Consider the following 26,319-nt stretch of genomic DNA (forward strand, 5'->3'; position numbering starts at 1 on the left):
CACCGGGCTGGAAGACGTGCGCGTTGGCTGCGGCGAGGGTCTTCCAGGGGGCGGACTGGCTGCCGTCACCGTCCGAGGCGGCCGAGCAGTCCAGGAACCAGGCACGACCGGCAGCCGCCTCGGCAGCGCCGGCCTGTGCCGGCACCACCACGGCCAGCGCCGACACCACCGCGATCGACCACACGGCACGCCCGAACACAGGAGAAAGGAACATGGGGGAACTCCAGAAGGTGAGGAGGGGAGAGGTCAGGGGGTACGGACCCAGAACTCGACGGACAGGGGTGGGACGGTCAGGGTGAGGATCGGTCCCTGCTTGGAGGCGAGCGTCCGGTTGTTGACCGAGGGGCCGTACCGGTGCCCCTGGAACGTCGCGGCGGTCTGCGTGTCCACGGTGTAGGTGAACGGCGTCGTCGTGGACCGGTTGGTGATGGCGAACACCGGCTTCCCCGACGGGGTCTTCCAGGCCATGATCCGGTGGTCCCGGTAGGGGCTGCCGTCGGTGTGGACGGGCTCCTCGACGTGGTGGCGCACGGAGTCCCACGGCATGTACTTCACGAACCCGGCGACGGCGTTCCAGTTCTGCGGATTGAAGGTCCAGTGCCCCGCCGGGAGGTCCGGGAAGCGGCTGAAGTCGGTGTCGTGGGGAGGGCGCCAGAAGCCGAGCGAGTACCCGGGGGACTCGCTGTTGGTAGTGGGCTTCAGGGCGTGGAGCCAGAACCAGGTCGGGGCGTCCTGGAACGTCATCCAGTTCATGATGGACTGGGCGGTGTTCAGCGTGCGGGCGTCCGAGGTCTGCTCGTCGAGATACTCGAACTCGTTGTTGAAGACGGGCCTTCCGACGGCGCCCGAGGTGAAGTCCGTCGCGATCTGCTCGTTGCTGTCCTTGCCGATCCGGTGGTACGTCCAGGCGTCGACGTACGAGAGGGCGGCGGGGTCACCCTTGATGGCCTGGCCACGTGCTCCGCTCCAGCCATCGAGGCTGTTGGCGTGGATCATGACCTGTGGGTACTTCGCACGGATCTTGGGGGCCACCGCCTTGAAGGCGGCCAAATACTGAGCTGTGTCATAGGTGCAGGACGAGTAGCTCGTGGCGAACGACGGCTCATTCTGCAGACCCCACATGGAGATCGGCACCCCGGCCGCGCTGAGATAGTCGAGGTCGGCCACCATCGCGTCGCCGAGCGCGTCGAGGTCGGCTGCGGCGAACGAGGCCAGAGCGCCCTTGATGTACGAGCCGTTGCTCTTCCAGCCCGGCGCGGGGGACCAGTACTCCGCCGAGATGCCTTCGATGCCGGCCTGGCCGATCATGTCGGCGAGCAGGGACGACTGCCCGGGGTAGCGATCCACGATCCGTTTGCGGGACGCATCCAGCCCGCGGTGGTAGAGGCCGAGGGCGAGCCGACAGTAGCGAAACCCGCGGTCCGCGCGGCCGGCCATGAGCATCTGCTGGTAGAAGCGGGTGCGCTCGCTCGCCGTCAGGTCGTAGGGGACACCGCTGACCGTGCTCGGCAGTCCGTCGTTGCTGGATCCGATCGAGTCGGACTGGATCTCGAAGCCCAGACCGAGGATGGTCTGCCGGGCGCCGTTGTCGAACCGGATGGTGTAGTCGCCGGTCGTGATGCGGGCGTGCGCAGGGGAGGCGAGAAGGAAGGGTGATATCGCGGCGCTTGTGCCGACGGCGGCGGTGCCCTTCAGCAGCGCCCTTCGGCTGGTCCGCAGTGGCTCGGAATCGTGCATGGCGCATCTCCTGAGGGTTCGGTTCGGGCCTCACTGCCCGACCGCGCGCACCCCGCCGGTGGTCGTCCGCGACCGAGGGGAGGTGAGGGGTGAGGCGGCGCCCGTATCGTCTGGTCACTTTCGGATCGAAGTCAATAAGGCGATCGAGAATCGGTGAGAGTTGATCGTATGATCGGCAGTCGTTCTCGGTGAGGAAGAACCTGGAGGGGCAGAGCCCACCAGGGGGGCGGCCTCTGAGGTGAGAACGGGACGTCGGGACGATCGGCTCAAGCGGACACCGCGCCGCCGGTCGGGGCCTCAGGCCGGACGAGGGCGGCGAGGGCTTCCTTGGCGATGGCTGCAGGCACGGGTGCTCGATGTCGCGTGAGCGACAGCGTCGGGTCTCCGACATGTCGTGCAGGGATGGTCGTGCGTAGGGTGTAGCCCCTCACTCGCACGGACCCCTACCCGGCGTCACCACCGACCAGGGGTCAGACCCGAACGATCGCAGTCCCTCTCCCTCGAGGACGTCGACCTTCACGACCACAAACCGCGTTGTGAAGGTTCGACGTCGCTCGAAGCCCAATGGGGACCGGGTCCTCAACGCACCGTGGTCGTGACTGACGGGGAGCTGCCCTCGACCACTCGCCGGGGTGTGCCCGATCCGTCGGCGGCGATGGCGTAGACGGAGGTGCCCCCGCTAGCAGTCCGGGCGTACGCGACGGTCTTCTCGTCCAGCCAGGCGGGCTGGTCGTCGATGTCAGCGGTCTCGGCGAGCGGCGTGTCCTCCTGTGTCTGCAGATTCAGTACGTGAAGACGCCAACGGTCGCCGTCCACGCGCTTCTTGTACGCGACGCGCGTCCCGTCGGGGGCGAGTGAGGGGCACTCCACGTTCTCCCTGACGGAGATGAGCGAACGGTCCCGCAGATCGCCGCGCACCAGCCAAGTCTTTCCCCGGCTCGCCATCGTCGCGTAGAAGGTACGGTCGTCCGCGGCGAAAGTGATGCCCCAGAAGTTTCTGTCCTCCTCCTGGTACCGGCTGCCGCCGACGACGACCGTGAAGTCCTCCAGCGATCCGACGTGGGTACCGTCACGTAGATCGTAGAGACCTGCCGTTGTGGAGAAACGGCCCTGTTGCAGGTAGGAGTCGCCGGAGCGAAAGACTGTCCAGGCCACCAGGTTCCCGGACGGCGACACCCGTGCCCTGCTGGGTTCGCCCCACAGAGGCACCGTCACCACGGGGGAGTCTCGGCCGGAGTGGTAGACGCGGACCTCCGAGGAGAACGGCCCGGGGAGGCCCCGCAGACAGACCAAGGTGCCGGCGGCCACGGCAGCCCGCATGCAGTCCGGGCCATCGGCCAGGTGCTTGCCGTCCATGGTCGACTGCTCGACGCGAGGCTCATCGGCGGTCACGGTGACAACGGTTCCCGGCCGCCGAAGATCGAGCGTGCCGCTTCCACGGTCGCTCGCGGCACTACGCCAAGCCACGAGCCCTCCTGCCCCAGCGACCAGGGCAGTCGCGAGGACGAGGCCGACAATGCGGCGGCGATTCATCGGGGACTCCGAGTCAGACAAAGGGTGACAACGGCGACCGAGACTGCCATCCCGATGGCGAAGACGGTGAAGGCCGTTGCGAGCCCACTCCACGCGGCGAGGCCGCCAAAGGCCACTGCACCCACAGCGCGGCAGAGAGCCTGGACGGTCTGCACAGCGGCCAGGCCCGTGGCACGGGATGACTTGGGAATGTGCGGAGCCACATACGCCATCAGCACACCATCAGTCATGGCGTAGAACAGACCGTGCAAGGCAAGAACGAGGGCGAGGGCGGGCCAGCCCTCGAACGGAGCGGCCAGCACGAACGCATAAGCGCCGGCCGGCAGTACATGTCCGGCGATGAACAGCCTCCGCCGCCCCATCCGGTCGGCGAGCCGTCCCATCGGCGCCGCCGCGGCCATGAAGACCAACGCGGTGCCGAAAGGCAGCAGCACGAGGGCTTGGACTGGTGCGTCCAGCCGTTGCTGGATGCCGACGAAGAGGGACATGTCGCCGACCGTGAACACGCCGAGCAGCGCTGTGGTGAGAATGCAGCGCCGGACCTCCGGTACCAACAGCGAGGACACGCCGCCCCGTACGCTCCTCAGCTGTTCCCCTGCCGCTGTGATGCCCGGACCGTCGACGAAGCAGACCATGATCACGACCGCCGCCACGGCCAGACAGAAGCTGACCAGGAAGGCGGTGTCATACCCGCCGGGTACGGCGTACAGAACGGCGAAGGCCAGCACTGGGCCGAGTAGTGCGCCGCAACTGTCCATGGCGCGGTGCACACCGAACGCCGTTCCCAGGTCCTTCTCGGACACGGCCGCGGTAATGAGGGCGTCCCTGGGCGCGGTACGTATGCCCTTGCCGGTGCGGTCGGCCGCCACCATGAGGCTCAGGCCCGCGACCGACGTGCCGGCAGCGGGCAGGCCGAGCCTCGTCAAGGCCGACAGAGCATATCCGGCCGTTGCGACGGCCTTCGGCCGCCGCAGTCTGTCGGCCACAAGACCGCCACCGAGCCGGAACAGAGCCGTGGCACCGGTGTACAGCCCGTCGAGTGCGCCGAGTTGGAGGAAGCTGATACCCAGCCCGTACATCAGGTACATAGGCAGGATGGCGGTGACCATCTCCGACGAGAGGTCGGTAACCAGGCTGACGGTGCCGAGCGCCAGCACTGTGGGCGGTACGGCCGACACGGCGCGGCCGGACAGCTTCCGTTCGGAGCCCGCGCCGCCGGCGTGCCGATCGGCGGCGCGGGTGTGGGACAGATACATAGGCTGGCTCTCTGGGGGTTCCGCGGCCGAATGTGATCAGGGGAGCTTGACGAAGCGCCAGGTCTGCGATGCACCGCCGGTGCGGGGCTGCTGGACCAGTCCGGCCCCGCTGGTCTCGGACTCCGCGGTCAGAGCCAGACCACTGGTCTTGTTGACCAGTTCGTAGCCGCTGCCCCTGGGCAGGATCGACCACTGCTGATCGGTGCTGTCGGCGCAGGGCCACTGGATGATCTCTGCTCCGGCGGAGGTGGAGTGGCCCTCGTTGTCGGCGCACATCCCCGAGGCGACGTTCTTGAGCCGGTAGGTCCCGTCGCCGTTACTGCTGATCTTCCACCGCTGGTTGGAGCCGCCGTTGGCCTGCCACGCGACCAGCTGGGTGCCCTGTGCAGTCGAGTACTTCGGATTGTCGATCGCATGGCCATTGGCGAGCCGGGCCTCGTACGTGGCGCCCGACACGATGGGGGCGTTTCCCCAGGGACCGGACTTGGCATGGCAGCTGCCGCTTACGGAATCCGTGTAGGTTCGGCCGGACACGGGCTTGAAGGAGAACGTGTAGCCGGTGGCGGACAGGTCGAAGCGCCCCACGCCGAAGGTGTTGTTGTTGAAGGCCTCCTTCGGGCCGGAGGTGGTGCTCCGCGAGGAGTAGAGCGCCCGACCGCCCGTACCGATGACGAACGTCCGGAGTCCGTTCGCGGTGTCCTTGGTGCCGTCGGCCATTGCAGGGGCGAAGCGCTCGTAGTGGTGGTCGTGGCCGAAGACGGCGATATCGGCCTTGTGGTCGGTCAGGGCCTTGTACAGCGCGCTGACACTGGAGTTGTCACCGTGCTCGCCGGAAGAGAACCTCGGATGGTGCATGTACGCCATGGTGCAAGGCCTGTCGCTCTCCCCGAGGTCCGCCCGCAGCCACTTCTCCTGGGCGCTCCCGGCGCCGTGGCTCACGTTCGAGTTCAGCGCCACCATGTGCCAGTCGCCGAGGTCGTAGCTGTAGTAGCCCTTGCTACGGTCGCCGGTCGGCACACCCTTGCTCGCGAAGTAGTCGAAGTAACCCGCGGCGCCCTCCGTCTCGTACTCGTGATTGCCGGTTGTCGGGTACGCCTTCGTGTTGAACTTGCCCCAGTTGGGGTCGTACTTGGACGTGAATTCCGAGAGGGTGCCCTTCTCGTAGGCGTTGTCGCCCGTCGTGATGACTGCGTCGGGGGCCATCGCGGTGACGACGTCGTCGGTCTGGTTGCAGGCCGCGCCGCAGAGGTCGCCGGCGGCGGCGACAGTGACCGTGGTCCCTGGGCCCGGTGCCGCGGGGCGGGCCGTGGCCGAGGCGGCGCTCGCCGTCCCGTCCGACGCCACCTGCGAGATGGTCAATCCGGCGGCAACAACAGCGAACGCGGCAGCGGGAGCTACCGCGAAGGTGAAACGCCTTCGGTGTCGGGTGACTGGCGACATGGTCCTTTATCTCCTTGCAGGTCGGGAAAGGGGGGGGGGAAGGAAGCTGACTGGCCGAACCCGCACGGCGGGGTGGCCCATAAGAGCAGGGGTGTTGGGGAAACGGTCCGGCATCGGCGGCAGTGGACTTCGGGGCAGCGACCAGGCGAAGCGCCTGACGACGGTGGCGTCACCCCTCGCGGGATTGGTGATCTTGAGGTAACTGACCGTCCAGCAGTCCTGCTTGGTGAGGGAGGCGGCGCCAGATGCCCCGTCAATGTTGAGGACCGACGGAGTCCTGTGCCGTGTTCGTCAGAGCGACCGATTCGCCCCTTGCTGAGGAGTTGTCTTGCCTGCTTTGTCGGCCGAACGCTGGGAGCGGCTAACGAAGGCAGGTCATGCCCTACGTCCACACCTCTCTGTGGGGACGGTGCGGTGGTTAAGGTAGGCGCGGGGTTTTGAGCAAGTCAACAAACTTGGATCAAACAATCTGCTCTGATCGAAACATGCGCAAGTGGTCAATGGTGAGCTCTGTCCGCCGAGGTCCCGCTGTGAGGTATCGGCGGTGCCTACGGGATCGTGTGACCCCTTGCTCCCGCCTCGTCCGCCGCGGCGCCGAGGGCATCCGGGCCGACTGCCGACGGATGGTCGTGCGGTTCTGCGCGGGATCGTCTCCGTCCTGCGCACGGGCGTGACCTGGGCGGACGTGCCGACCGAGACGATTGGTCGCAGCGGGGTGACGTGCCGGCGGCGCCTGCGGGACTGGACCGAGGCCGGTCTGTGGCCTCGCCTGCACGAGATCCTCCTCGTGGAACTCCGCAAGCGGGTCTGCTGGACATGGACGACGCCGCGATCGACGGCTCGCACGTCCGGGCCTTGAAAAGGGGCTCACGCCGGACCTTCGCTGGTCGACCACGGCCGCCTCGGCGGCAAGCGCCACCTGATCGCCGACCGGCACGGGGCACCCCTCGCCATCTCGCTGATCAGTGGAAACAGGCACGGCGTCACCCAGTTCATGCCCCTGCTGGTCGCGATCCCCGCCTTCGGGGACAGGCGGGCCGGTCCCGACGCCGGCCACGCCGGCTGTTCGCTGGTCGTCATGCTGATCCACCTGCGGCGCGATCTCCCGCACTCCGCCCTCGCCCTGCTGTCCGGTGTCGACCGCTCCGGCTGGCACGTCGACAGTTCGATCAACGTGCACATCGTCCCTCGCCTGGGAGCGCGGAAGCTGAACTCGGTCACACCGATGGTGGTCGAACGGTTCCTGGACGAGATGGAGGGCGACGGGGTCGGCCGGGGTAACCAGGTGAACATCTTCCGGGTCCTCGAGACGATCCTGCGGGACGCGTATGCCAAGGGGGCGATGGCGGACGACCCGGTGAAGGGGGTCCAGGAGCCGGAGTACGTGCGTGAGCAGGTGGCGATCCCGTCCCTCGGCTACGTGAAGCAGGCTCTGCTGGTCGCCGACGAGGACCTGGCGCTGGAGATCGTGATGATGGCGGGGTGCGGTCTGCGGAACGGTGAGGCGCGGGCGGTGAACGTCAACAACGTGGTGGCGCAGGATGTGTACCGGGTGCGGGAGTAGGTTCATTCCAACACGCTGAGGCCGGCGAAGCTGAAGCACCGCAAGGCGGCGGAGTTCCGGGAAGTGCCGCTGCCGCGGTCGGTCCGGGAGGCGATCGAGCGGTACGAGGAGAAGCACGGCACCACGCGGGACGGCTATCTGCTGCGCGGTCTGGGCGGCTATTTCACCGAGGGCATGGAGCGGCGGCGGGTGAGGAGGCTCTTCGCGGATCTCCCGCCGGAGGAGGGGGTGGGGATGTACGGCTTCCGGCACTACTTCGCCTCGAACGCTCTCGGCAACGGGATCCCGATCACCGATGTGGCGGAATGGATGGGGCACAAGTCCATCGAGGAGACGTACCGGACCTACCGGCACCTGATGCCTGGGAGTATCACCAAGGCCGCCCGGGTCCTGGACGCCGGCCTCTGGGAAGCGGCCTGAGGAGTGTTTGAAGGACGAAGGATTCTTCGATAGAAGAGAAGATGATCAACATCCTCATGGGTACCTCCTGGCGAGATTAGCAGGTAAGTGGCTGAGCAGGGTCTTCGCAGTTCAGGGCAGGTGGGGCGGGTTGTGGTTCGTGGCGGCGAGGGGTGGTTCTGCGCAGTACGGATGCTGGCTCAATGCCGACTTTCCTGATGCATCATCGGGTCTGGAAGTCGTGCCTGAGCTTTGCGAGTGCGCATAGTGGCGCAATTATCGACACGAGACAGCGAGCGCGTACGGGTACGTGGGACACTCCTGATCGTCTCGCTCGTTCGCGATGCCGACCCGCGGCCTGGGCGCTTCGGCTGGCAGACGTGGGCCGAACCGGTGCTCGGTGGCCCGTTCCTGTGGTGCGCCGGCTTCAGCGCGAGCGTGCCGCATGATCTCGTCAAGGTGTTCGCCTCCTCGCTCGCTTCACCCCATTCCGTCCGGCGTCGAACTCTCCCGCTGTATCTGAGAGGCGGCCGATGACCGGTTTCATCCGGGCAGGCTGTTTGGCCCTTCTGGCATCCCACCCACGCACGCGAGGGTTACTCCACGTCGACGCCGTATCCACGTACGAGGGCCTCCAGGCCGTGGTCGTAGCCCTGACCGACGGCGCGGAAGCGCCACCGTGAGCCCCGGCGGTAGATCTCGGCGAGGAGCAGGGTGCGTTCGCTGGTGGCGGCGTCCAGAGTGGCCTGGGCCGCGGCCGGGGCGTCGACGCCTGGTGCGAGGGTGATCTGGACCGCTCCGATGTCTCCAAAGGTGGCGGCGCCGTCGATGGCGGCGGCGATCGCGATCCTGTGGGCGGCGGGAGGCAGTGCCGCGAGACCGACGGCGATGGTCTGCTCGGTCGGGCCGTCGCAGAGGAGACGGGTGGCTCCGTCGGGGCTTTCCGGCGCACTGTAGAAGACGAAGTCCCCGTCGCAGGAGACCTGCTCGTCCTCGTCGAGGACGAAGGCGACGACGTCGATCTCGCAGTTCGTCTGCTGCGCCCAGGAGGCACCCACGTGCCACTGGCCAGCGGTGGGCAGTGTGGGGAGATCGATGACTCCGCCGCGCGGTAGAACGTCCGTCATCGCGCCGTTCTGGGCGGGGACGTCGGCCGGCTCGGAGGTGGGGGCTCCGAGCCATCCGTGCGCGTGGACCGGAAGCTCCAGCGCGGTGATGCGGGTCATGCGGCGGTCGAGCTCGCCCCCGGGAAAGAGGACGATGTCGGTGACGCTAGCGGAGAGGTTGATCGCGGCGGCCCCGCCCAGTTCGACGACCCTGGCTCGGGCGGCGGATGCCTCCTCGTGGGTGCCGCCCAGAATCAGGACTCGCCGACGGCCGAACGGCTTGGCGGAATGCGTGGACTCGGGCTGCCTGGGTGCCGGTGCGTCCGCGACGGCTGCGGTCGCAGCGGGGGACGGCGTCGGCGTCGTAGGCGGCGTGGCCGGGGTCGCCGCTTCCAGGGTCTTCTTTGGTGTCTGATTCTCGTGCGGTGTTCCGGGACATACCTCTCCCAGAAGCTTGAGGAAGGTGTGCTCGTCGACGATCGTGACGCCTTCGGCGATCGCGCGCCGTGCCTTCGCCGAGCCCGAGGCCGCGTCGTTGGTGACGAGAGCACTGGTGTGCCGGCTGACCGACGACATGATGTTCAGGCCGGCGGCTACGGATCGGGCCACCAGCTCGGCCCGGGGGGTCGCGGTCTCGCCCGTGATGGCGATCTTCATGCCCTGGATGAGCGGGCCGCCGGGCGCCGGGCGGCCCGGGTTCCGGTAGACGCACGGGGTCTTCGGTGGATTCGGCGCGAACTGCGGATCCTGTCGGGGCGGGCAGGGCACCAGCGGCAGCGGGACGTCCAACCGTGCGGCTTCGGAGAGGGAGGAACGGAAGATCCCCGCGAGGACGCGCGTGTCATCCAGTGCGTCATGAGGGCTGGTCTGCGGGACGCCGTAGTGGGCGGCCAGTGACGCCAGGCTGAGGTCGGCGGCGGGCGGTTCCACGCGCCGGTTCAGGGCCAGGGTGCACAGGCGCTGGGTGACGGGGAGGTAGAGCCGGGCGCGGGCGAACTCATGGGCCAGGAAGTCGTAGTCGAACTGTGCGTTGTGGGCCACCATGACGCGGTCCTGCAGGAGCGCTCCGATCCGCCCGGCTACCTGCTCGAAGGTCGGGGCGCCGCTCAGCCGTTCCGCGGTCAGGCCGTGGATGTGCACAGGGCCGGGGTCGCAGCCTGGATTCAGCAGGGTGGAGTACTCGCCGGTCTGGATCCCGTCCGGCCCGAAGGTCAGCACCGCGATCGACAGGATCCGGTCACGGCGGGCAATCAGGCCGGACGTCTCGACGTCGACCAGAGCCCAGTCGTACGCGTAGTCGGGCAGGTGTGACACGTCGAGCGCGGCGGCGAGAGACATGACAGTAAGGATGATCCGGACACGATCGCGGCTTCGACCCGAATGCCGATTTCTCCCCGCAGTCTTACCGAGAGACCGTCCCACAACTTCGGGCCGTTTTCGGGCCGAACGGTCGCCGGAGGCCGCCTCCGGCCGGTTTCAGTCGGACAGATCCAGCCAGGCGCGATCCTCTTCGCTACGCCCCTGCCCTCGACCGAGAACGCCCCTTGACCAGCGAGGCTGTACCACCGCTATCCCTCGCCCTGGGTCACGGCGCTGCTGTCCTCTCGAAGGTGAAGCGCGGAGACGTGTCGGCAGGGGTGAATTCGAGCTGGATCCGGCCGTCGTCGACGTAGGCCGTGGCGCCGATCGCGAGGGCCTGGAGGCCGAGGAGGACGCGGGCACGCCCTCGCTCGGTCAGCGCTGCGACAGCATCGGTGGTGGGCACGATGCAGACCTTGGCACGCGGGTCGCGATAGGTGAGGCGCTTCACCTGTTCCGGCAGGAGAGAGCGGGTGACCACCGCGTGCGTGGTGACCTGCCGACGTCGCATCTGGACGTGCTCCACGGCGATGTGACGCTGAACGGGCAGACCGCCGGGTAAGCCAGTGAGGACCGATCGGGCCGCGTCCGTGGGGCTCTGGGCGTCCTCGACCGTCCCGGTGGGGATGGCCAGGGTGCCGCAGGTTCGCACGAGCACAAGGTGATCCGCGCCAACGGGAACCAGAACCCCGACGCCGACGACCGGCGGCCGCCAGTTCTCATAGAGGGCCCGCGGGCGGACCGGGCCCGGGGCGTACGCAGGGGACATGGCCGTCACCTGCTCCTCGTGAAGGCCACGAGCTCGGCCAGGTGCTCCGGGCGGCTGGTGCCGGGGATCGGGGCGACGTGCGGGCCGAGGGCGAGCAGCCAGGACAGGGCGTTCCTCGCACCGCCGTTCGAGGCGATCTTCCCCGCGTTGAGCGGCCGGTAGGGGACGTAGGGGATGTTCTGGTCCCGGCACACGTCGACCATCGGGTCATCCGGCTCGCTGGAGTTGAGGACGTTCTGCACGGCGGCGATGGGGGCGTGCTTGCTGGCGAGCTGGAAGTCGGCGGGGCTTACCTTGGACAGGCCGATGTGCCCGATCTTCCCCTCGGTCTGGAGCACAGCGAGTGTGCCGATCTGGTCGGCGACTGGCACGTGGGGGTCGATTCGGTGCAGGTAGCAGAGGTCCAGGCGCTCGATGCCGAGGCGGCGCAGGCTCGCTTCGACGCCGGCCCGCAGGTAGGCGGGGTTTCCGAGCGGCACCCACTCGTTGGGGGCCGGACGTACCATGCCGACCTTGGTCGCGAGTAGCACCTGGTCGGGGTAGGGGTGAAGCGCGTCCTTGATCAGGTACTCGACGGTGTAGGGGCCGTAGGCGTCGGCGGTGTCGATATGGGTGATGCCGTGGGTGTGCACAGCCTCGCGCAGTACGCGAACGGCGCGCTCGCGGTCATCGGGGTCGCCCCAGGTGCCGGGGCCGGTAAGGCGCATGGTGCCGAAGCCGAGGCGGGAGACGGTCTTGCCGGCTATGTCGATGGAGCCCGCGGGCGGGTTCGTGTTCACGCACCGACCGCCTTGAGGGCGTTCTCGACGGCGGTCTGGATGGCACCGTTCTGGCTCGTGGCGTCGCTGCCCACCACCAGGTGCTCCAGCTGCTCCTCCTCCAGCAGCTGATGAACGTGCTTGTCCACGAGGGCGCGGTAGCGGGGGTCGTAGGTGTGCTGCTTGTTGACGGGCGCGTCGGGGTCGAGGCGGGTGGCGATGAGCAGGCCGTACTTCGGGGCCTGGGTGGAGGCGAGGAGGCGGAGCCGCTCGACCTCGGCGGAGTCGAACGGCTTGCCGTGGAACTCCAGGGCGGCGGTGTAGTAGGCAAGGGCGTCGTGGACCGCGCGGTCGGCGAGGACGACATCGACGGCGCCGAGCTCAATCTCGCTCGCGATGGTCCGGCCGATGATCCACTCGGTGGACGTCTCGGTGTGCCGCTGCATCTTCGGCAGGCCGAGCTCGGCTGCCTTCCGGCCGAAGTTGCCGGTGCGGCCGGCGGTGATGCCGTGGCCACGCAGCTCCATCTCGATGCGCTTGAGAAGGGTGGTCTTCCCGGTGGAGTGCGTGCCGAGGACGCCGATTCGGAAGGGGGTGTGGGTCACCACAGGGTGGGCTCCTGTTCTGGTTCGGGGGCGCCAGGCAGGCCGGGCGGCACGGCCGCGGCGACGAGCTGGTCCCAGGTCTCGTAGTGGGGGGCCATGGCGAGGAGGAGCTGCGCCGTGGCGAAGGCGTCGAACGTGGCCCGGTGGCGCTGCGCGGGGGCCTCGCTCAGGTCGGGCTGGACGTGCTCGATCAGGGCGTCGAGCGAGTATTTGCGTAGGCCCGGGTAGGTGGCCTTGGCCAGCCGGAGCGTGTCGATGACTCCGGCCGGCTGCCACTTCGGCAGGTGTGCGGAGAGCGCGCGGTAGTCCACGTGCGCGTTGTGGGCGGCGATCCACGCGGTGCCGAGGAACGCGTGGATCTCGTCGGCGATCTCCTCCCAGCCCGGCTTCCCTTCGAGGACCTGGTTGGTCAGGCCGTGTACTCGTGCCGCGAACGGGGTCACGGGGCGGCGCGGCTTGCTGAGCCACGCGCCGGCTGTGCTCTTGTCCGGGCGGCCGCCGTGTACGGGGAGGGCGGCGACCTCGACCAGGTCGGGCGGGTTGGTGCCGTTGCCCTCGACGTCGACGACGAGGAGCTCGGGCCAGGAGGAGAGGTTCATGCCGGTGTGGTTCCGTTCTCCGCCTGCCAGCCGATGGGGGCCCGGCCGTGCTGGCGGTGGTGGTGGGGCTTGTCGCGGTCGTGGCACTGGTAGCCGAAGCCGTGCTGGAGGTAGTAGCGCGGCGGCTCGTCCAGTCCCTCCACGACGATGGCACGCTCGTTGACCTCGATCTGACCGACCGCGCCGAGCCCGCGGGCCTCCTGCGTCACCGCCGTCAGGTCCGGCTTGACCCACGCGCCCGCGCAGCGGGCGATCTGCTCCGGCGGGCAGATGTCGCACAGTTCGCGGACGCCGTAGTGGCCGTTGTAGTCGGCCTCACCGTGGGCGTAGGCGACGCCGCAGGAGGTCTTGCGGAACAGGGGTCCCCACGAGCCGTCGCGCTCGAAGGCGTCGAGGATCCGCTGCTCGGCCGCCTCCGGCATGATCTTGCGCCGGGCCGTCTCGTCGTACGGCATCGGCAGCCCGTGCGCCTCGTAATAGGCAGCGATCTCGCTACGGAAGAACAAGCCGGTGAAGACGGTCGCGTGCGCGTACGGGGACAGCTCCCGGGCGCGCGCGATATCGGCGTCGGAATCGTTCAGACCGGGCACGATGGGCCGCCAGTACAGGACGGTGCGGTAGCTGCCGGCGTTCTCGTAGAGGGTGCGCAGGCTCTGCGCGGCAATGGCGGAGTCGACCGGCTCGATCTTCGGGTTGGCGATGTTCGAGTGCGTCACCAGGACGGTCAGGCGCAGGTTCTTGAAGCTGTTGAGGACGGCGCAGTCCTCCGGGGTGACGCGCCAGCGGGTGATGACGAGCACGTGGTTGGTGAGGCCGCGGTCGTCGAGCTGGCGCAGCACGTTGAACAGGTGCGGCTTCACGACGGGCAGCATCGGGTCGGTGGCGCGGTTGAGGAGCTGGATCGGGGTCCGGTGCTCCCGGAAGTAGGGGTGGCCCACCAGGCGAGTCACCGCGTCCTCGTCGCTCATCAGGCGACGGGGCGCCTTCATCTCGAAGTTGTCGAAGAGATGCCGAACGCAGTACGTGCATTCCAGCGGACAGCCGACGATCCAGTTCAGCGACAGGCCGGACTTGCGGTACTCGATGACGTCCGCGAGCTCCGGCTTCATGGCGCTGATCTTGTCGGCGGGGAGGATCGGCAGCGCTCGGCGGACGAAGGTCGAAGTGCTCATTAGGCTCTCCAGGAGGTCAGGCTTCGGCGGGCGCTATCTGCGCAGGAAGGGACGTTGCGAGGAGCCCGCTGCGGCGGGCGCCGAACCAGGTGCCGAAGTCTCGGCGGGCGGCGTCCGGGTCGTCGGAGGTATGCACGAGGTTGCGCACCAGCCGCCCCTCGGCGGCCGCGGCTGCGAGGCTGTCGGTGCCGAGGTCGCCCCGGATGGTGCCGGGAGCGGCACGAGTGGGGTCGAAGTGGCCGAGGAGGTCACGCAGGCGCGCGTGGAGGCCGGGCTCGCCGTAGGCGAGGGCGACGGCAACCTGGCGGCCGGCGTACTCCGCTTCCAGGCACGTGGGGATGTCTCGGTCCGGGAACCAGTCCGCGTCCACGAGGAGGTCCCAGTAGTGCACGTTGATCTGCCATCGCTCGACCGTGACCAGCTGGCGGTTCGTGACCGTGGCGCCCGTGGCAGCGATCCGGTCCAGAACGTCGTTCACGAGGCCGTGCTCGACCGCGTCGGGCTTGCACAGGACGACGGAGATGTTCTCGAAGTCGGAGACGGGTGCTGGCCGTCCGGTGCCGAACCAGGTGGCGAGGTCGCGGCGGGCGGCGTGCGGGTCGTCGGAGGTGTGCACGAGGTTGCGCACCAGCCGCCTCTCGGCGGCCGCGGCTGCGAGGCTGTCGGTGCCGAGGTCGCCCCGGATGGTGCCCTCGATCGCCTGTGTGGGGTCGGTGTGGCCGATGAGGCGACGCAGTCGCGCGTGGATGTCGGGGCCGCCGTGGGCGAGCGCGACAACGACCGGCCGGCCGACGTACGCCGCTTCGATGTACGCGGGGCGGTTCGCGGGGGAGCGTCCGGGGTCGGCAAGCATGTTCCGGTAGGCCACGTGGACCTGCCAGGGCTCGGCAACGATGTCGGTCCGGGCGCGCACGGAGATGCCAGTGGACGCGATGCGTTCCAGCACGGCGTCCACAAGGCCGCGCTCGACTGCGTCGGGCTTGCACAGGATCACAGCCCACCGCGTGAAGTCGATGCCCTCCCCGACCACGGCGCCGCTCGAGGGCTTCCGGTTCACAGTGCGTCCCCCGGCCTCGTGCAGGCGGCCCAGCGGCGGGCGAGAAGCCAGCGCAGCCCGGGATGCACGGCGTCGAGCACCTCGGTGGTGACGGCTTCGGTCTTGTCGTGCTGGATCTGCCGGTACACCTCGAAGAGCAGGAGCACCTGCTGCCAGTAGAGGGGGATGCCGAGGTTCGCGATCTCGCTGGCGCTGTAGTCCCGCTTGTTGGTGCGCAGGATTTCCTCGTGCTCCAGGACCTTGGCGATCGTATCCGGACCGGTCGTGTCGGACATCTCAGGGAAGGCGAAATGGGGCGGTGCGGAACGCTGCTGCGCCTCGCCCAAGACCCGTTTGACCCGCTCCATGTTGGACTCGTTGACGTGCGCGGATCCGATGGTGTGCGTGTAGGTGCCGAGCTCCAGACCGAGCTGGATGGCCGCGTACTCCTGGATCACCGTGAAGGAGAAGACGTCGGAGAGCAGGCCGCAGTCGAGGTCGTTGGCCCGCATGTGGCACACCATGTGCAGGCGGCGGTCCCGGACGAGGAGGTGCAGGCCCGCCAGACACGCCATGTCGGCGTTGTCAGGGATGGCGTGTTCGTCGGCCGAGAACACGGGGAGGTACCCGCGCTTGCTGTCGATCTCGGTGCGGAGCAGGTCGAGCACTCGCTCGAAGGGGGACAAGGTGTCGCCGTCGGCGGGGTTGAAGAGGGTGTACCCGTAGGCGGAGCCGCCGAGGTTGATGCCGTCGGCCGAGCTGGACCGCATCGACGGGGCGTAGTAGCCGATCATCTCCAGGTCGCGGCGGCCGGCGAGGTACCAGAGCGCTTCGGCGAACTGGAAGACCGGGTTGGCCTTGCGGGAGGCGAGGTACGGAAGCCGCTGGCGGGGGTCGGACAGGCGGAAGCTGACTCCGATGACTTCTCGGGCCACGTTCCCCCGGGCGTCGATGCGATGCTCGGGCGACTGCGAGGCCAGCCGTAGGAGGTCGAGGTAGGCACCCTCGACCGAGCGGTAGGTGAATGGCGTGAGCATGGGTCTCCTCGTGTCTGTTTGGGCCGCGGGTGCAGCCGGCGGGGTGGGACTTCAGCTGATCTCTGGGACGGTGGTCGCGGATACACCCGGTGGTGACATCGGGCTCGGGACCTGTTCGATGAGGGTCCTGCTGTTCTCCGACGAGTCCGGGTGCTCCTGCGGGCGAAGAGGCAGCGAGCCGTTCGACCGTCGTCGGGGAGCGCGGTGCCGGAGGGACTGACGGTCGCCCTTCACAGCGAGGAACCCGATCGCGCCACAGAGCACCGTGGTAAGCGCGGCACCGAAGGTGGTCATGCTGATCTCCTCACGACGGCGTTGGAGCCCGCCCCCTTCCGCGTTTGTGCGCTACGGGAGGGGGCGGGGTCTGGGGGTACCCCCGGTAGCGGCGTGGTGCCTGCTGCGATTGGCCGTACTCATGCGGCGTCCTTCTCGGCGGGGCGACGCGGGGGCACGACCTCGCCGCTGGGCAGGAGTTCTCCGGTGTCCTCGAAGGTCAGGACGCCGTTGCACAGCAAGCTCCAGCCCTGTTCCGGGTGGCGCGCCACAGGGCGGGCGGCTCCGTGGTCGGCGCAGTTGGCGTCGGGGCACGGGGGCTTGTGCGTGCACATATTCATCCTCGTCAGGAAGGGCCCTCCTACGCTGGCCACGGGGGACGGTAGGACCGGCGCAGGAGGGGGTTCGGCTCCGCAGCACGGCTACGGAAGGCGCGGTACTGAAGCGGATCAGCCGTGGGGTCCGCGGAGGACCAGCGCCGTGATGGAGCCGTCCGAGGCGACGTCGTAGCGGTCGTGCTCACGCCAGCCGTACAGGAGAGCGCGAACCCGTTCCTCCGACATGCCGACGTTTCGCCCGTCGCGCATCTTGTCGGTGACCGCCGTAGTGATGTGGAGAACCCCGTCCCTGCGGAGCCACCTGCGGACGTCAACGAGGAAGCGCTGAACGTCCAGGAAATGAAGCGAGTGGCGGCAGGACAGCACGTCCACGGATCCCGCCCGGAGGCTGCGGGGGATCGGTTCGAGGTCGAAGTCGTGCACCACGAAGTCGAGAGCGGCTTTGCGGTGGAGCTCACGGGCGCGGTTGATCGCAACGGGCGAGCAGTCGTATCCGGTGACCCGCATGCCGAGCTGGGCCATCTGGTTGGCCCACTCGCCGAGTCCGGTACCGATGTCCACGGCGGTCTGGCCCGGAGCGGCACCCGTGCGGTCCTGAAAGTGGTAGATCTCGTACGGCGGGATCGGTTCGAAGATGGTGTTGGGCGCCGAATAGATGCGGTCCCAGAACGCGGCGGCCCGGGGCTGGATGTCGACGGTCACGACGCCACCCCCTGGCCTTGGTCGTCGCGCGCGGAGAGTGGGCCACGGACGTGCAGGCGGGCCGGGTCGAAGCGTTGTGCGAAGGTGTCGCCGAGCTTCGCTCCGAAGAGGTTCTGCCCTGCCGACGGCAGAGGGGCGGGAACGATCGCGGCCAAAGCCTGGCCGGGTGTGCGCTGGTCGAGGGTCATAGATGTCCTCATGGGGTCCGGAATTCGTCCAGGTAGAACCAAGCGAAGAAGGCCGCGACGGAGATCACCACGAGGACTTGGCCGGCAATCTGCCGCCATCCCACGCCTCGATCGTCGAGCCACCGGGCAGGAGTCCTTCAAGTCGAGGGCTCCGGGATGAGGAGTGAGGCGAAGCACCGGTACTCGGCGATTTCATCGAGTGCATTGGTGTAGTAGGTCGGGTCGATGCTGATGTGCCGGTAGCTCGGAGTCAGCACGCCCTGGGCGGAGCCGCCACCAAGAATCGTCAGCAGTTCGTGCCACGCCTCGCTCTTGGCGGGCTGGATCCCGCCGGCGTCATCGTGGATTTCGTGGTGCACGGTCCATCCCCGACCGCGGGCCTTGGAGCGCAGCTGCTCGAAGTGCGGCGTGGGGTCTTCGCCCGGAAGGGTCTTCACGTACAGGACCACCCGCGCCCCTGCCCGGCTGATGATGGCATCAGTGTTCAAGGACTTCCGTAACCGTTCCAGGCGCTTCTTGCTCCAGTAGTGGGAGCAGTCCTCACCGCCCATCGGCTGGGTGTGGGTGGTGCTCTGGCTCGTCGTCATGATCTGCCTCGGCGTACTCGGGGGAGGGCTGGGCCCAGAGGTCGGCCCTCGCGATCGGACCGTGCTCGGATGAGCACGCACAGCGAAGGTGGGTGACATCGTTCACCGGCCGCACGTGGCCACACCATGACTTGGCACGTGGCCTCTGCGCTCCTTTCGGGTGACACTGGTGGCCTCGAGGTGGCTTCGAAGTGACCTATTTCCACGCGGAGTTGCCAACGACCGGAGAGGCGGGTTCCCCTTCGGGGGAAGGGATCGACTCGTGCAACGAGGCGCCGCAGGGGGCGGACGGATGAGAAGCACACCAAGGACATTGCTTGCAAAGCTGTGCGAGCAGCACGGCCTTACCTATCGCCGTTTCTCGCAGCAGTTCACCGAGGCCGGCATCCAGCTCTTCGGATCGACACCCAGCAACCCGACGTGCGGCGAAACGCAGTTCCGCCGCTGGACCGGCGGAAAGCTCACCGGTTTACCGGGGCCCGAGACCTGCCAGATCCTTGAGGCGATGTGGCCCGGTCGCACGGCAGAGCAGCTGTTCGCACCACCCCTTGCGGACGATCCCCAGGCACCCTCGTTCGACCTGGAAGAACTAGTTCTCATGACTGCACGTGAAGCCCACGAGAGCGCCGACGCGACCGCCTCGGCGTCCCTCTCCGACAACACCATCGACGAACTGCGCGACCAGGTGGTGAGCCTCGCCCGGCGCTACCAGGCCCTGCCTGCGACGACGGCTTGGAATCTCGGCCACGACCTCCATCGCGAGATTGAGCGTCACCGCGACCGGACGCAGGTGCCGGTCCAACAGCAGGCCCTGATGATTTTGAACGGCCAGGCTGCGGCGCTTCTGGCGGTGGCCGCGTTCGACCTGGGCTACTTCTCCCCAGCGAGGACGCTGGCGCGTACGGCAGCCGTGTTCGGCGAAAGCACGCGCTTCACACCTCTCCAGGCGTACGCCGACGGCACCATGGCCTACATCGCTTATCACTCCGGGGACGCGAACGAGGCGGTGTCCAAGGCCAGCAGGGCGCTGTCGTACGGCGGCCTGGGTGATATCGCGCATCGACGGCTCCAGGCCATTGCAGCCCGCGCGTACGCCCACATCGGCGACACTGAGTCGGCGCGACACGCCATCCGACTCTCCGGTGACCTCGACCGCGCCTCGCGGGACGAGCTGCACGACGAGGTGGGCGGTGAGTTCGGGTTCTCCGAGGAGCGCCTGGCCATGTCGAACAGCACGACGGCACTGCTCATGGGCGATGCAACGCAGGCTGAGACTGACGCCAGCCGTGCTCTCGCGCTCCTCGCGCAGCGCGCTCAGGGCGATCAGTCCACGCATGTCCGGGCGGGCGCGGCCGCCGACCTGGCCTATGCCCGTCTCCAGGGCGGCAACGTCGACGGGGCGGCCGGTGCCCTGGGGCCGATGTGGGAGGTGCCGGCCGAGCAGCGGAACACCGGCATCGTCGTGCGGGCTGCCCGGATCAGCCGGCATCTGGCCCGGCCCCAGTACCACGGCTCCTCGCTCCCTGCGGAGTTGCGGGAGCGGATCGAGGAGTTCACCCGGGTGTCGCCGCCGTACCGGCTCGGCCCGGGTGTTCCCCTGCTGGCGATCGAGGCTTGATCAGAGGGAGGCGAGGATCCGCGACTCCTTCTCCGCGGCAATCCCGTGGTCAGCCCATCGAGGGTGAGCCACGGGTCGTCCGTCTGCGGCCCACCACTTCCAGGTATCGCGGACGGTCTCGACGATCGGTCGACAGCGAAGCCCAGCGTTGACCGCGCGCTGGGAGTCAACCGCCCACACGCCCGCGTGGGTACGCCACAGCGGCAGCTCGGTCCACTGCGCAACGTCGTGCTGGGCGAGCACGGTGGCCTCCGTCCAGACCGGTGTGCCCTCGCCGCCGGTGACCCGCAGGCATGCGCCCAGGAAGTCGGCGAAGGAGATGCCGTCGGGGTGGGTCACGTTGAAGCCTCCACGGTCCGACCCGACAGCCTGGCAGAGGGCGAAGTCCGCGACGTCCCGCACGTCGACGGGCTGGATCCGCTGCTCAGCCGGTCCAGGCGCGAGGATGCGTCCGCCTTTCTTTGCGCGCTCCAGCCACCACGGGAGCCGGCCCACGTACTCGCCGGGCCCCAAAATGACGCCGGGGCGGAGGAAGACCGCTTCATCGCCGAAAACCTCAGCGACGGCCCGCTCACCGCCCGCCTTCTGGAAGCCGTACTTCGTCGGGCTGCCGCTCTCGCCGGTGTAGCCGAACGAGTCTTCGGCGTCGGCCGGACACTGGAGCAGCGCCGAATGCTCCGTCAGCGGCTCGTGAGGCCACCCCTCGTACACCGAAACAGTGGAGATGTGCACCCAGCGACGCGCTCGGTCCGCGAGCGCGTCCGCGGCCAGCAGAACGTCCCTTGGAGGGAGCTCGGAGCTGGATGTGTCGATGACGGCGTCCCACGGGCCGTGCGTGGCGAGCTTCTGCACGTCCTCGCGTACGGTGCGATCACCGTGCACGACTTCGACTTGGGGGATGCCGGGGCCTGACCTACCACGGTTGAAGGTGGTGACCTCCCATCCCCTCGCGAGCGCGCCTTCCACAATGGCCTTGCCCAGGAACCATGTCCCGCCGATGACCAGGATTCTCATGCCTCGATCCTGCCTTGTTCGAGATCATCACGACAGGGCAGGTCAGTGAACCAAGGCACTCATGCAGGCCCCTCAGCGGCCGCGATCCCCCCAGGGGGCTACCTCTCAGTCGGCTGCCCGGTGCCCACCGATGGGCACAGCGTCCATCGGGTTCGTCTCCTCAACGATCTCGGGCTGAAAGTACGCCTCGTCGGCCGTGCGTGACCCGGGCGCCCACCGGCCGCGGCGGTCCCGCTCGGCAAGTGGTGCCTTGGCCAAGGTCATGTCGGTGTTCGGGCCGGCGCACAGGCTGTGGGCGGTGACCTTCTGCCCGGCGATGTACGGGATGCCCGCCTGGTCGGCGAGTAGCTGCACCCGGGCGTTGATCGCGGATCCTTTCATTCGGTCGCCGCGCTTCGCGGCCAGGGTCCGTGGGGCGAGGTTGCCCAGCGGGGTGAGCGCTCGGAAGACAGGTTGGTCCGGCCCGTCCGCCCCAAGCTTGGCGAGCACCTCGAACCAGGCCTTGGCGCGGGCGACAAGCTGGGTGTCGGGGCGGTCCTTCAGGAACTCAGGGGGTGTGCCCTTGCCTTCCTGGTCGGTCTTGGATGAGGCCGTGACGACGAGCAGTCCCGACGACAAGACGCGCACCCGCTTGTTCAGCAGGTCCGTCAGTTCCTGCCGGCGGTGGAGGTTGTGGTAGGCCAGCGCCAGGGCAAGGCGTCCCGGATCCCGATACGCGTGGTCTCGTCGCACTGATCCAGGCACCTGCGCAGGTAGGGGATCGCGAGGGCTGTCGATCGTCTGGCCTCGCCGCCGGCGTCCTTCCACGCCGGAACACCCCCGCTTGCGCGGGGACCACGAGGGAGGTGTCCGACACGACGGAGTCACCTCTGGAGCACCCCCGCTTGCGCGGGGACCACTCTTCGAGTGCCTTGACCTGGCCGCCGGCGAACGGAACACCCCCGCTTGCGCGGGGACCACTCTTGCTGAGCTGGGCGTTCAGGATGCCTTTGCGAGTTTTTACTGGTGGGCGTCCTGTGCGGGCATGTATCCATCCTGGCAGATGAGGTGGCCGATGCACGCCAGATAGTTGGCGAGGCGGTGTACGTCGCCGGCTGGATGAGCTTCGACGCCTCCCACCATGAGGCCGCACGACGCTACTTCAGCCTGGCGCTCAAGCTGGCGGCCGAAGCTGACGATGCCCCGCTGGCGGGACACACCCTGAGAGCGATGGCGCACCAGGCGACCGACCTCGGACACCCGCTAGAGGCCGTGGACCTCGCCACCGCTTCCGTGGAGCGCAAGCGGTACACCCTGGCAACACCCCGAGAGCGGGCTCTGCTCTGCGTGGTGCAGGCGCGAAGCCCGGCTGCGAACGGGCAGAGGCAGGAAGCGATCGCCGCGCTCCTCCGGGCTGAGGACGACCTCGCTGCTGCGGCACCCAGTAACGGAGACCCGCATCGGGTCTGGTTCTTCCAGCGAGCTTCCTTGGCCCACGAGACCGCCCGCACTCTGTGGACGCCGGGCGACCTCGAAGGGGCGCTCAGGGAGTTCGACAACAGCGTCCTGACCAGGAAGGCGGACACCTTCACCCGAACCCACGCCGTGACGCTGGGCTACATGGGAACGGTGCAGGCCCGAAAGGGCAATGTCGAAGCCGCCTGTACCACGTGGGCACAGGCCCTGGACGCAATGGAAGGGGTTCAGTCGGGTCGGGCCGAGCCTGTTCTGACACACCCACCGTCGCCCGGGCACCGAAGGTACTCAAGGCAGGTTCAGATGACCCAGGTACGGCCCAGCGAGCTGGCCGCTGCGGATCACCGTCGACACCACCACCCTGGAGGGCTAGGTGGCGGCCACCGTCTAGGAGACTCGTGAAGATCTTGTTGGAGGGTCGTCCGGCCGTAGGCCGGGCGGCCCTCTCGCTTATGCAGTGGCCTGGGCGAGGTGCCAGGTTCCGCTGGTTCGGGTGAGTCCGAGGTTGATCAGGCGGCGGAGGTTGAGGGCGGCGGCGCGGTTGTGGAGTTAGGTGTTGTTCTTGATGACGCCTCGGTAGGGGACGCAGCGGTTGCCTTTGGCGACGAGCCAGGCAATGGCGCGTTCGACCGGTGGCCGCCGGCGGCGGTACTCGGCCTGCCAGCCGGGGTCGGTGGCGGCTTGCTCGCGGGCGGCTTTGAGGAGGTCGTACTTGGCGTGGACGCTGAAGACGCGTCCGGTCTTGGAGCGGGTGCAGCGGTGTTTGAGCGGGCAGGTGGCGCACAGTTTCTTGAACTGGGCCTGGCGTGTGCCCTTCGCGTCGGGCCTTCCCAGGCGGGTGGTGTGTCCGGCGGGGCAGGTGACCTGGCCGCCAGCAGTGTCGACGGTGAAGTCGTCGGCGTGACCCGCCGAGGATGGCGGGTTTGAGCGGGGGCGGCTTGAGGACCAGGTCGTGGCCTTGAGCCTGGAGGCGTTCGCGCAGGTCACCGGTGCCGTAGGCGGCATCGGGAAGAACCCGGTCCTGGCCGCCATCGCCCACCGCGCGTGGTCCGAGGCCCTCGCCGACCATCCCGGGGCGCTGTGAACTGTGCTGCGCAGAAAGCCGATTCGACTGATGTGACGCGAGGGGAACCGTAGGATCTGCCGAAGGGGACGGACCGGAGAAACGGGGGGATTCCGTGAGCGGCAGGATCGGGCTGACCGAGGTCGTGACGGCGCTCCAGGAGGAGCTCGCCGAGGCGGCGCGGGCCGGTGCCGGACGTGACGTCCGGTTTCCGGTGGAGGGGGTGACCCTGGAGTTCCAGGTGGCCGTCACCGTGGACGCGACGGCCGGCGGGAAGGCCAAGTTCTGGGTCCTCGAACTCGGCGCCGAAGCCGGGCACAGTCGGGAGACCGTGCAGACCGTCACCCTGCAGCTAGGCGCTCCGGTCGGGCGGGACGGCCAGACCGTGCGTATCGCCTCGCAGCCCCGCAGCGAGAGGCCCTGACGGCGGTGCCGGAGAGCCGGTACGCGGTAGAGGTCCTGCACCAGCAGGGAAGCGGATCCTCCGAGACGTGGACGGTGTCGTCCGGGTACTGCGTCGATGGGGAGTACGTGCTGACCGCGGGTCACGCGGTGGGCCCCGGGCGCGTGTCCGTACGGCTCTGGGGCGGCGTCACTCTCCCGGCCGAGGTCGTGGCCGACGGGGGCGGCAAGGCGGACCTGGCGCTCGTGAGGCTGCTCGGCGCTGTCACCCCCAGGCCGCCCAGGGTGCGAGTGGCCCAGGTGGACACGAGCCGGGCGGCGCTCCTGTACTGCCAGGGAGTGGGTTACCCCTGGTGGAAGGAGGGCGACAGGCCGGCGGCCGGCCCGCGGCCCCGTGGGCGGGCCCAGCTGTTCGGGGAGGTGCCCACGGCCGAGGGACCGCCCGGCGGACAGCTGACCTTCCACATGCGTGCGACACCCGGCGAACGCGACGCCCTCGGCGCATCGTTGTGGGAGGGCGCCTCCGGCACGGTCGTGTTCGCCGGGGACGGCGGAGGCGGGGAGTTCGCGATCGGCGTGGTCATCGAGCACCGGCTACGGGACGGAGCCAGCGCGGTCACACTGGAGCCGTTGACGGCGGTCGACCGGATGGATCCGGCGAACCGGGCGGCGTTCCGCGGCGCGCTCTGGCCACAGGGCAGCGGCGCCGGCCCTGGTCGCGGCAGAGCCGGCGACCTCCCCGTGATCGCCGGCACCGCCTACCCCCACCCGGGCCCCCCGGGCCGGCCCGAGCGGATGTCCGTCCGCCGGCTCCTCGTCGCCGCTGTCGCGGCGGTCGTGCTCGTCACCGGGACCCTGTGGTGGAGCGTCCGCCAGGACCCCCTTATCGACGGGCTCACCCCCGGCGAAGGCGTCAAGGTCACCCTCGCCGGGACCACCGACCCCGGTGAGATCGGCGAGTGGTGGGTCCTGAAGGACCCGATGCCGACACCGGGACCGGACACCGAGATCCCCCGGCTGGCCGCGGCGCACGAGAGCGCGCCCATGATGGACCAGGCCATCAGGCTCACCCTGGAGGGCAACCGGCGGAGCACGGTAGTGATCACAGACATCGGCGCGCGGGTCTACGACCGCGGGCCGGCCTACAGCGGCACCGCGTACGAGGAGGCGTCGGGGGGAAGCGTCGACTCCGTGATCGTCGGGCTCGACCTGGAGGAGGGCAGTCCCCGGGCCCGTAGCTTCGACGGCGGGCACGGGGGCGGCGCAACCCTCGGCAAGCACCACTTCGACGGCAGCAGCCTCACACTCGTACGCAAGGAGGTCGCGTCGGTGACGGTCAGCGCCTACGCCAGGCGAAGCCTGGTCCGCTTCTCCCTCGTGGTGTCGTATTCGGTGGACGGCAGGATGGATTCCGTCGAGATCAAGGACAAGGGCGGCAGGCTGTTCGTCGTGTCCGGGGCTCCGGAGCGGCTGGCCGGTGCCTACTCGCGGACGCCCGGGAAGCAAAACTGGACCGCGTCCGGCACAGCCAGGTCGGACTTCGCCGCCCGCATGGTGGAGACGCGGCCCTGATGCGCCGGGACACCAAGGTCATCGTCGGCATCCTCGTACTGGCCCTGGCAGCGGTCGGGGCGATCGTCTGGCGTACGTACCGGCCGACGTCCGGACAGGCAGCCTCGGACGGACCACGCCGGACCTTGCCGAGGGAACCGTGCCAGGCGCTGACGATCGACGACGTGAACGCCGTCGTCGCCATCCCCGAGGACTCGTACTACCGCACGATCCCCGTCGTGGCCTGGAACGTCGTGTGGAACGAGTACGCACTTGGCTACATCGGTCTCGCCTTCCAGACGGATCCCGTGTCCTGCCGGTACGGGCAGAGCACCGTCGACACCCCCGCCGATCCCGTGATCCAGGGCGTCGAGACGCGGTGGGCGGCCGAGTGGCACTACGCGCACGTCGCCGCGCGGGACTGGACGGAGACGAAGCGCAAGCGGCTCTCCGACGGCACGTGCCGGTCCGCAGCCAACACCGCAGGCTCCCAGGACGCCCTGTGGTGCGAGAGCCACGGGCTGATCCTCCTCAAGGACGGAATGGTCTTCGGCTTCCAGGTGGCCGATGAGGTGGTGCCGACCACTCTCGGCAATCCGGTCACCTCGGAGGAGTCGGAGGCGGGCGCGCGGCGGATGGCGGAGAGGATCCTCCGCCGCGTCGAGAACGGCAGCTTCCCTCCGCCACCGCCCACGACAGGCCCGGACTCCGGCGTGAACATGATCATCCGGGAATCGCTCGGCTAGGAAACTGATGAA

General features: G+C 68.7%; 26 protein-coding genes and 3 pseudogenes. 9 read left to right on the forward strand and 20 right to left on the reverse strand.

The genetic code is table 11. The features are described 5' to 3' along the window. From ACFCY7_RS22500 to ACFCY7_RS22520, 5 genes and pseudogenes are all read right to left on the reverse strand, one after another. Positions 1–214, reverse strand: a pseudogene (locus ACFCY7_RS22500) (hypothetical protein); the annotation flags it as partial. A gap of 32 nt (positions 215–246) precedes the next feature. Next, positions 247–1,737 (reverse strand): twin-arginine translocation signal domain-containing protein, encoded by a 1,491-nt coding sequence (locus tag ACFCY7_RS22505; protein WP_376487700.1) that lies wholly within the window; start codon positions 1,735–1,737, stop codon positions 247–249. Between the two features lie 579 nt (positions 1,738–2,316). Further along, a complete protein-coding gene (locus ACFCY7_RS22510; RefSeq protein WP_376487702.1) occupies positions 2,317–3,129 on the reverse strand; it encodes a TolB-like translocation protein in 813 nt (270 codons plus the stop codon). A gap of 137 nt (positions 3,130–3,266) precedes the next feature. Then, positions 3,267–4,526 carry an MFS transporter gene (locus tag ACFCY7_RS22515; protein WP_376487704.1) on the reverse strand — a complete coding sequence of 420 codons (1,260 nt, stop codon included), beginning with the start codon at positions 4,524–4,526 and terminating at the stop codon, positions 3,267–3,269. A 36-nt stretch (positions 4,527–4,562) separates the two neighbouring features. Beyond that, positions 4,563–5,870: an RICIN domain-containing protein gene (locus ACFCY7_RS22520; RefSeq protein WP_376487706.1), complete on the reverse strand. Its 1,308-nt coding sequence runs from the start codon at positions 5,868–5,870 to the stop codon at positions 4,563–4,565. Between the two features lie 640 nt (positions 5,871–6,510). Here ACFCY7_RS22520 and ACFCY7_RS22525 point away from each other — a divergent pair. The 3 genes and pseudogenes from ACFCY7_RS22525 to ACFCY7_RS22535 all read left to right on the forward strand — a co-directional run. Beyond that, a pseudogene (locus ACFCY7_RS22525) lies at positions 6,511–7,052 on the forward strand (transposase); the annotation flags it as partial. After that, a pseudogene (locus ACFCY7_RS22530) lies at positions 7,036–7,950 on the forward strand (tyrosine-type recombinase/integrase); the annotation flags it as partial. The pseudogenes ACFCY7_RS22525 and ACFCY7_RS22530, both read left to right, overlap by 17 nt. A 246-nt stretch (positions 7,951–8,196) precedes the next feature. Further along, positions 8,197–8,466: a DUF317 domain-containing protein gene (locus ACFCY7_RS22535; RefSeq protein ID WP_376487763.1), complete on the forward strand. Its 270-nt coding sequence runs from the start codon at positions 8,197–8,199 to the stop codon at positions 8,464–8,466. Between the two features lie 59 nt (positions 8,467–8,525). Here the strand turns inward: ACFCY7_RS22535 and ACFCY7_RS22540 are convergent, their stop codons facing one another. The 12 genes from ACFCY7_RS22540 to ACFCY7_RS22595 form a co-directional block, all read right to left on the reverse strand. After that, positions 8,526–10,373 (reverse strand): TerD family protein, encoded by a 1,848-nt coding sequence (locus tag ACFCY7_RS22540; protein ID WP_376487708.1) that lies wholly within the window; start codon positions 10,371–10,373, stop codon positions 8,526–8,528. 247 nt (positions 10,374–10,620) lie between these two features. Continuing rightward, a complete protein-coding gene (locus ACFCY7_RS22545) occupies positions 10,621–11,163 on the reverse strand; it encodes a hypothetical protein (protein WP_376487710.1) in 543 nt (180 codons plus the stop codon). A 5-nt stretch (positions 11,164–11,168) separates the two neighbouring features. After that, positions 11,169–11,942: an aldo/keto reductase gene (locus ACFCY7_RS22550; RefSeq protein WP_376487712.1), complete on the reverse strand. Its 774-nt coding sequence runs from the start codon at positions 11,940–11,942 to the stop codon at positions 11,169–11,171. Continuing rightward, entirely contained in the window at positions 11,939–12,526 is a 588-nt protein-coding gene (locus ACFCY7_RS22555; RefSeq protein WP_376487714.1) for an AAA family ATPase, read from the reverse strand. Before ACFCY7_RS22555 ends, ACFCY7_RS22550 begins: the two co-directional genes overlap by 4 nt. Then, positions 12,523–13,125 carry an exonuclease domain-containing protein gene (locus tag ACFCY7_RS22560; protein WP_376487716.1) on the reverse strand — a complete coding sequence of 201 codons (603 nt, stop codon included), beginning with the start codon at positions 13,123–13,125 and terminating at the stop codon, positions 12,523–12,525. Before ACFCY7_RS22560 ends, ACFCY7_RS22555 begins: the two co-directional genes overlap by 4 nt. Further along, positions 13,122–14,297: a radical SAM protein gene (locus ACFCY7_RS22565; RefSeq protein ID WP_376487718.1), complete on the reverse strand. Its 1,176-nt coding sequence runs from the start codon at positions 14,295–14,297 to the stop codon at positions 13,122–13,124. The genes ACFCY7_RS22560 and ACFCY7_RS22565 overlap by 4 nt, the downstream gene beginning before the upstream one ends. A gap of 16 nt (positions 14,298–14,313) precedes the next feature. Then, entirely contained in the window at positions 14,314–15,354 is a 1,041-nt protein-coding gene (locus ACFCY7_RS22570; RefSeq protein WP_376487720.1) for a nucleoside-diphosphate kinase, read from the reverse strand. Further along, positions 15,351–16,370, reverse strand: coding sequence for a thymidylate synthase (locus ACFCY7_RS22575; protein ID WP_376487722.1), 1,020 nt, complete (start codon positions 16,368–16,370; stop codon positions 15,351–15,353). The genes ACFCY7_RS22570 and ACFCY7_RS22575 overlap by 4 nt, the downstream gene beginning before the upstream one ends. A 413-nt stretch (positions 16,371–16,783) precedes the next feature. After that, positions 16,784–16,978, reverse strand: a complete 195-nt coding sequence (locus tag ACFCY7_RS22580) for a DUF5999 family protein (RefSeq protein ID WP_376487724.1) — start codon at positions 16,976–16,978, stop codon at positions 16,784–16,786. A gap of 114 nt (positions 16,979–17,092) precedes the next feature. Beyond that, positions 17,093–17,683, reverse strand: a complete 591-nt coding sequence (locus ACFCY7_RS22585; RefSeq protein WP_376487726.1) for a class I SAM-dependent methyltransferase — start codon at positions 17,681–17,683, stop codon at positions 17,093–17,095. Beyond that, positions 17,680–17,871, reverse strand: a complete 192-nt coding sequence (locus tag ACFCY7_RS22590) for a hypothetical protein (RefSeq protein ID WP_376487728.1) — start codon at positions 17,869–17,871, stop codon at positions 17,680–17,682. Before ACFCY7_RS22590 ends, ACFCY7_RS22585 begins: the two co-directional genes overlap by 4 nt. A gap of 137 nt (positions 17,872–18,008) precedes the next feature. Beyond that, positions 18,009–18,458 carry a hypothetical protein gene (locus tag ACFCY7_RS22595; RefSeq protein WP_376487729.1) on the reverse strand — a complete coding sequence of 150 codons (450 nt, stop codon included), beginning with the start codon at positions 18,456–18,458 and terminating at the stop codon, positions 18,009–18,011. A gap of 313 nt (positions 18,459–18,771) precedes the next feature. On the opposite strand from ACFCY7_RS22595, the gene ACFCY7_RS22600 reads away from it, so the two are divergent. Continuing rightward, complete coding sequence (locus ACFCY7_RS22600) at positions 18,772–20,076, forward strand: DNA-binding protein (RefSeq protein ID WP_376487730.1); 1,305 nt, start codon at positions 18,772–18,774, stop codon at positions 20,074–20,076. Here the strand turns inward: ACFCY7_RS22600 and ACFCY7_RS22605 are convergent, their stop codons facing one another. Beyond that, positions 20,077–21,090 carry an NAD-dependent epimerase/dehydratase family protein gene (locus tag ACFCY7_RS22605; protein ID WP_376487731.1) on the reverse strand — a complete coding sequence of 338 codons (1,014 nt, stop codon included), beginning with the start codon at positions 21,088–21,090 and terminating at the stop codon, positions 20,077–20,079. 105 nt (positions 21,091–21,195) lie between these two features. Beyond that, positions 21,196–21,822, reverse strand: coding sequence for a hypothetical protein (locus ACFCY7_RS22610; protein ID WP_376487733.1), 627 nt, complete (start codon positions 21,820–21,822; stop codon positions 21,196–21,198). 273 nt (positions 21,823–22,095) lie between these two features. On the opposite strand from ACFCY7_RS22610, the gene ACFCY7_RS22615 reads away from it, so the two are divergent. Next, on the forward strand, positions 22,096–22,947 hold the full coding sequence (locus ACFCY7_RS22615; protein ID WP_376487734.1) for a hypothetical protein: 852 nt from the start codon (positions 22,096–22,098) through the stop codon (positions 22,945–22,947). A gap of 147 nt (positions 22,948–23,094) precedes the next feature. Here ACFCY7_RS22615 and ACFCY7_RS22620 read toward each other — a convergent pair whose 3' ends face one another. Continuing rightward, positions 23,095–23,532: a transposase gene (locus tag ACFCY7_RS22620; RefSeq protein ID WP_376487735.1), complete on the reverse strand. Its 438-nt coding sequence runs from the start codon at positions 23,530–23,532 to the stop codon at positions 23,095–23,097. On the opposite strand from ACFCY7_RS22620, the gene ACFCY7_RS22625 reads away from it, so the two are divergent. From ACFCY7_RS22625 to ACFCY7_RS22640, 4 genes are all read left to right on the forward strand, one after another. After that, positions 23,498–23,629: a hypothetical protein gene (locus tag ACFCY7_RS22625; protein WP_376487737.1), complete on the forward strand. Its 132-nt coding sequence runs from the start codon at positions 23,498–23,500 to the stop codon at positions 23,627–23,629. The genes ACFCY7_RS22620 and ACFCY7_RS22625 overlap by 35 nt on opposite strands. A 94-nt stretch (positions 23,630–23,723) precedes the next feature. Continuing rightward, positions 23,724–24,032, forward strand: a complete 309-nt coding sequence (locus tag ACFCY7_RS22630) for a trypco2 family protein (protein WP_376487738.1) — start codon at positions 23,724–23,726, stop codon at positions 24,030–24,032. A 5-nt stretch (positions 24,033–24,037) separates the two neighbouring features. Next, complete coding sequence (locus ACFCY7_RS22635; RefSeq protein ID WP_376487739.1) at positions 24,038–25,582, forward strand: hypothetical protein; 1,545 nt, start codon at positions 24,038–24,040, stop codon at positions 25,580–25,582. After that, entirely contained in the window at positions 25,582–26,307 is a 726-nt protein-coding gene (locus ACFCY7_RS22640; RefSeq protein WP_376487740.1) for a hypothetical protein, read from the forward strand. The genes ACFCY7_RS22635 and ACFCY7_RS22640 overlap by 1 nt, the downstream gene beginning before the upstream one ends. Positions 26,308–26,319 lie beyond the last annotated feature (12 nt).

Source organism: Streptomyces sp. NPDC056361, from assembly GCF_042262805.1.
Lineage (GTDB): Bacteria > Actinomycetota > Actinomycetes > Streptomycetales > Streptomycetaceae > Streptomyces.

What these genes read in the sequence shown, in the direction of transcription:
- ACFCY7_RS22540 (WP_376487708.1), bottom strand. Translation starts at nt 10,373, where the DNA reads ATGTCTCTCGCCGCCGCGCTCGACGTGTCACACCTGCCCGACTACGCG.
- ACFCY7_RS22580 (WP_376487724.1), bottom strand. Translation starts at nt 16,978, where the DNA reads ATGTGCACGCACAAGCCCCCGTGCCCCGACGCCAACTGCGCCGACCAC.
- ACFCY7_RS22505 (WP_376487700.1), bottom strand. Translation starts at nt 1,737, where the DNA reads ATGCACGATTCCGAGCCACTGCGGACCAGCCGAAGGGCGCTGCTGAAG.
- ACFCY7_RS22515 (WP_376487704.1), bottom strand. Translation starts at nt 4,526, where the DNA reads ATGTATCTGTCCCACACCCGCGCCGCCGATCGGCACGCCGGCGGCGCG.
- ACFCY7_RS22545 (WP_376487710.1), bottom strand. Translation starts at nt 11,163, where the DNA reads ATGTCCCCTGCGTACGCCCCGGGCCCGGTCCGCCCGCGGGCCCTCTAT.
- ACFCY7_RS22565 (WP_376487718.1), bottom strand. Translation starts at nt 14,297, where the DNA reads ATGAGCACTTCGACCTTCGTCCGCCGAGCGCTGCCGATCCTCCCCGCC.
- ACFCY7_RS22575 (WP_376487722.1), bottom strand. Translation starts at nt 16,370, where the DNA reads ATGCTCACGCCATTCACCTACCGCTCGGTCGAGGGTGCCTACCTCGAC.
- ACFCY7_RS22560 (WP_376487716.1), bottom strand. Translation starts at nt 13,125, where the DNA reads ATGAACCTCTCCTCCTGGCCCGAGCTCCTCGTCGTCGACGTCGAGGGC.
- ACFCY7_RS22590 (WP_376487728.1), bottom strand. Translation starts at nt 17,871, where the DNA reads ATGACCCTCGACCAGCGCACACCCGGCCAGGCTTTGGCCGCGATCGTT.
- ACFCY7_RS22595 (WP_376487729.1), bottom strand. Translation starts at nt 18,458, where the DNA reads ATGACGACGAGCCAGAGCACCACCCACACCCAGCCGATGGGCGGTGAG.
- ACFCY7_RS22605 (WP_376487731.1), bottom strand. Translation starts at nt 21,090, where the DNA reads ATGAGAATCCTGGTCATCGGCGGGACATGGTTCCTGGGCAAGGCCATT.
- ACFCY7_RS22640 (WP_376487740.1), top strand. Translation starts at nt 25,582, where the DNA reads ATGCGCCGGGACACCAAGGTCATCGTCGGCATCCTCGTACTGGCCCTG.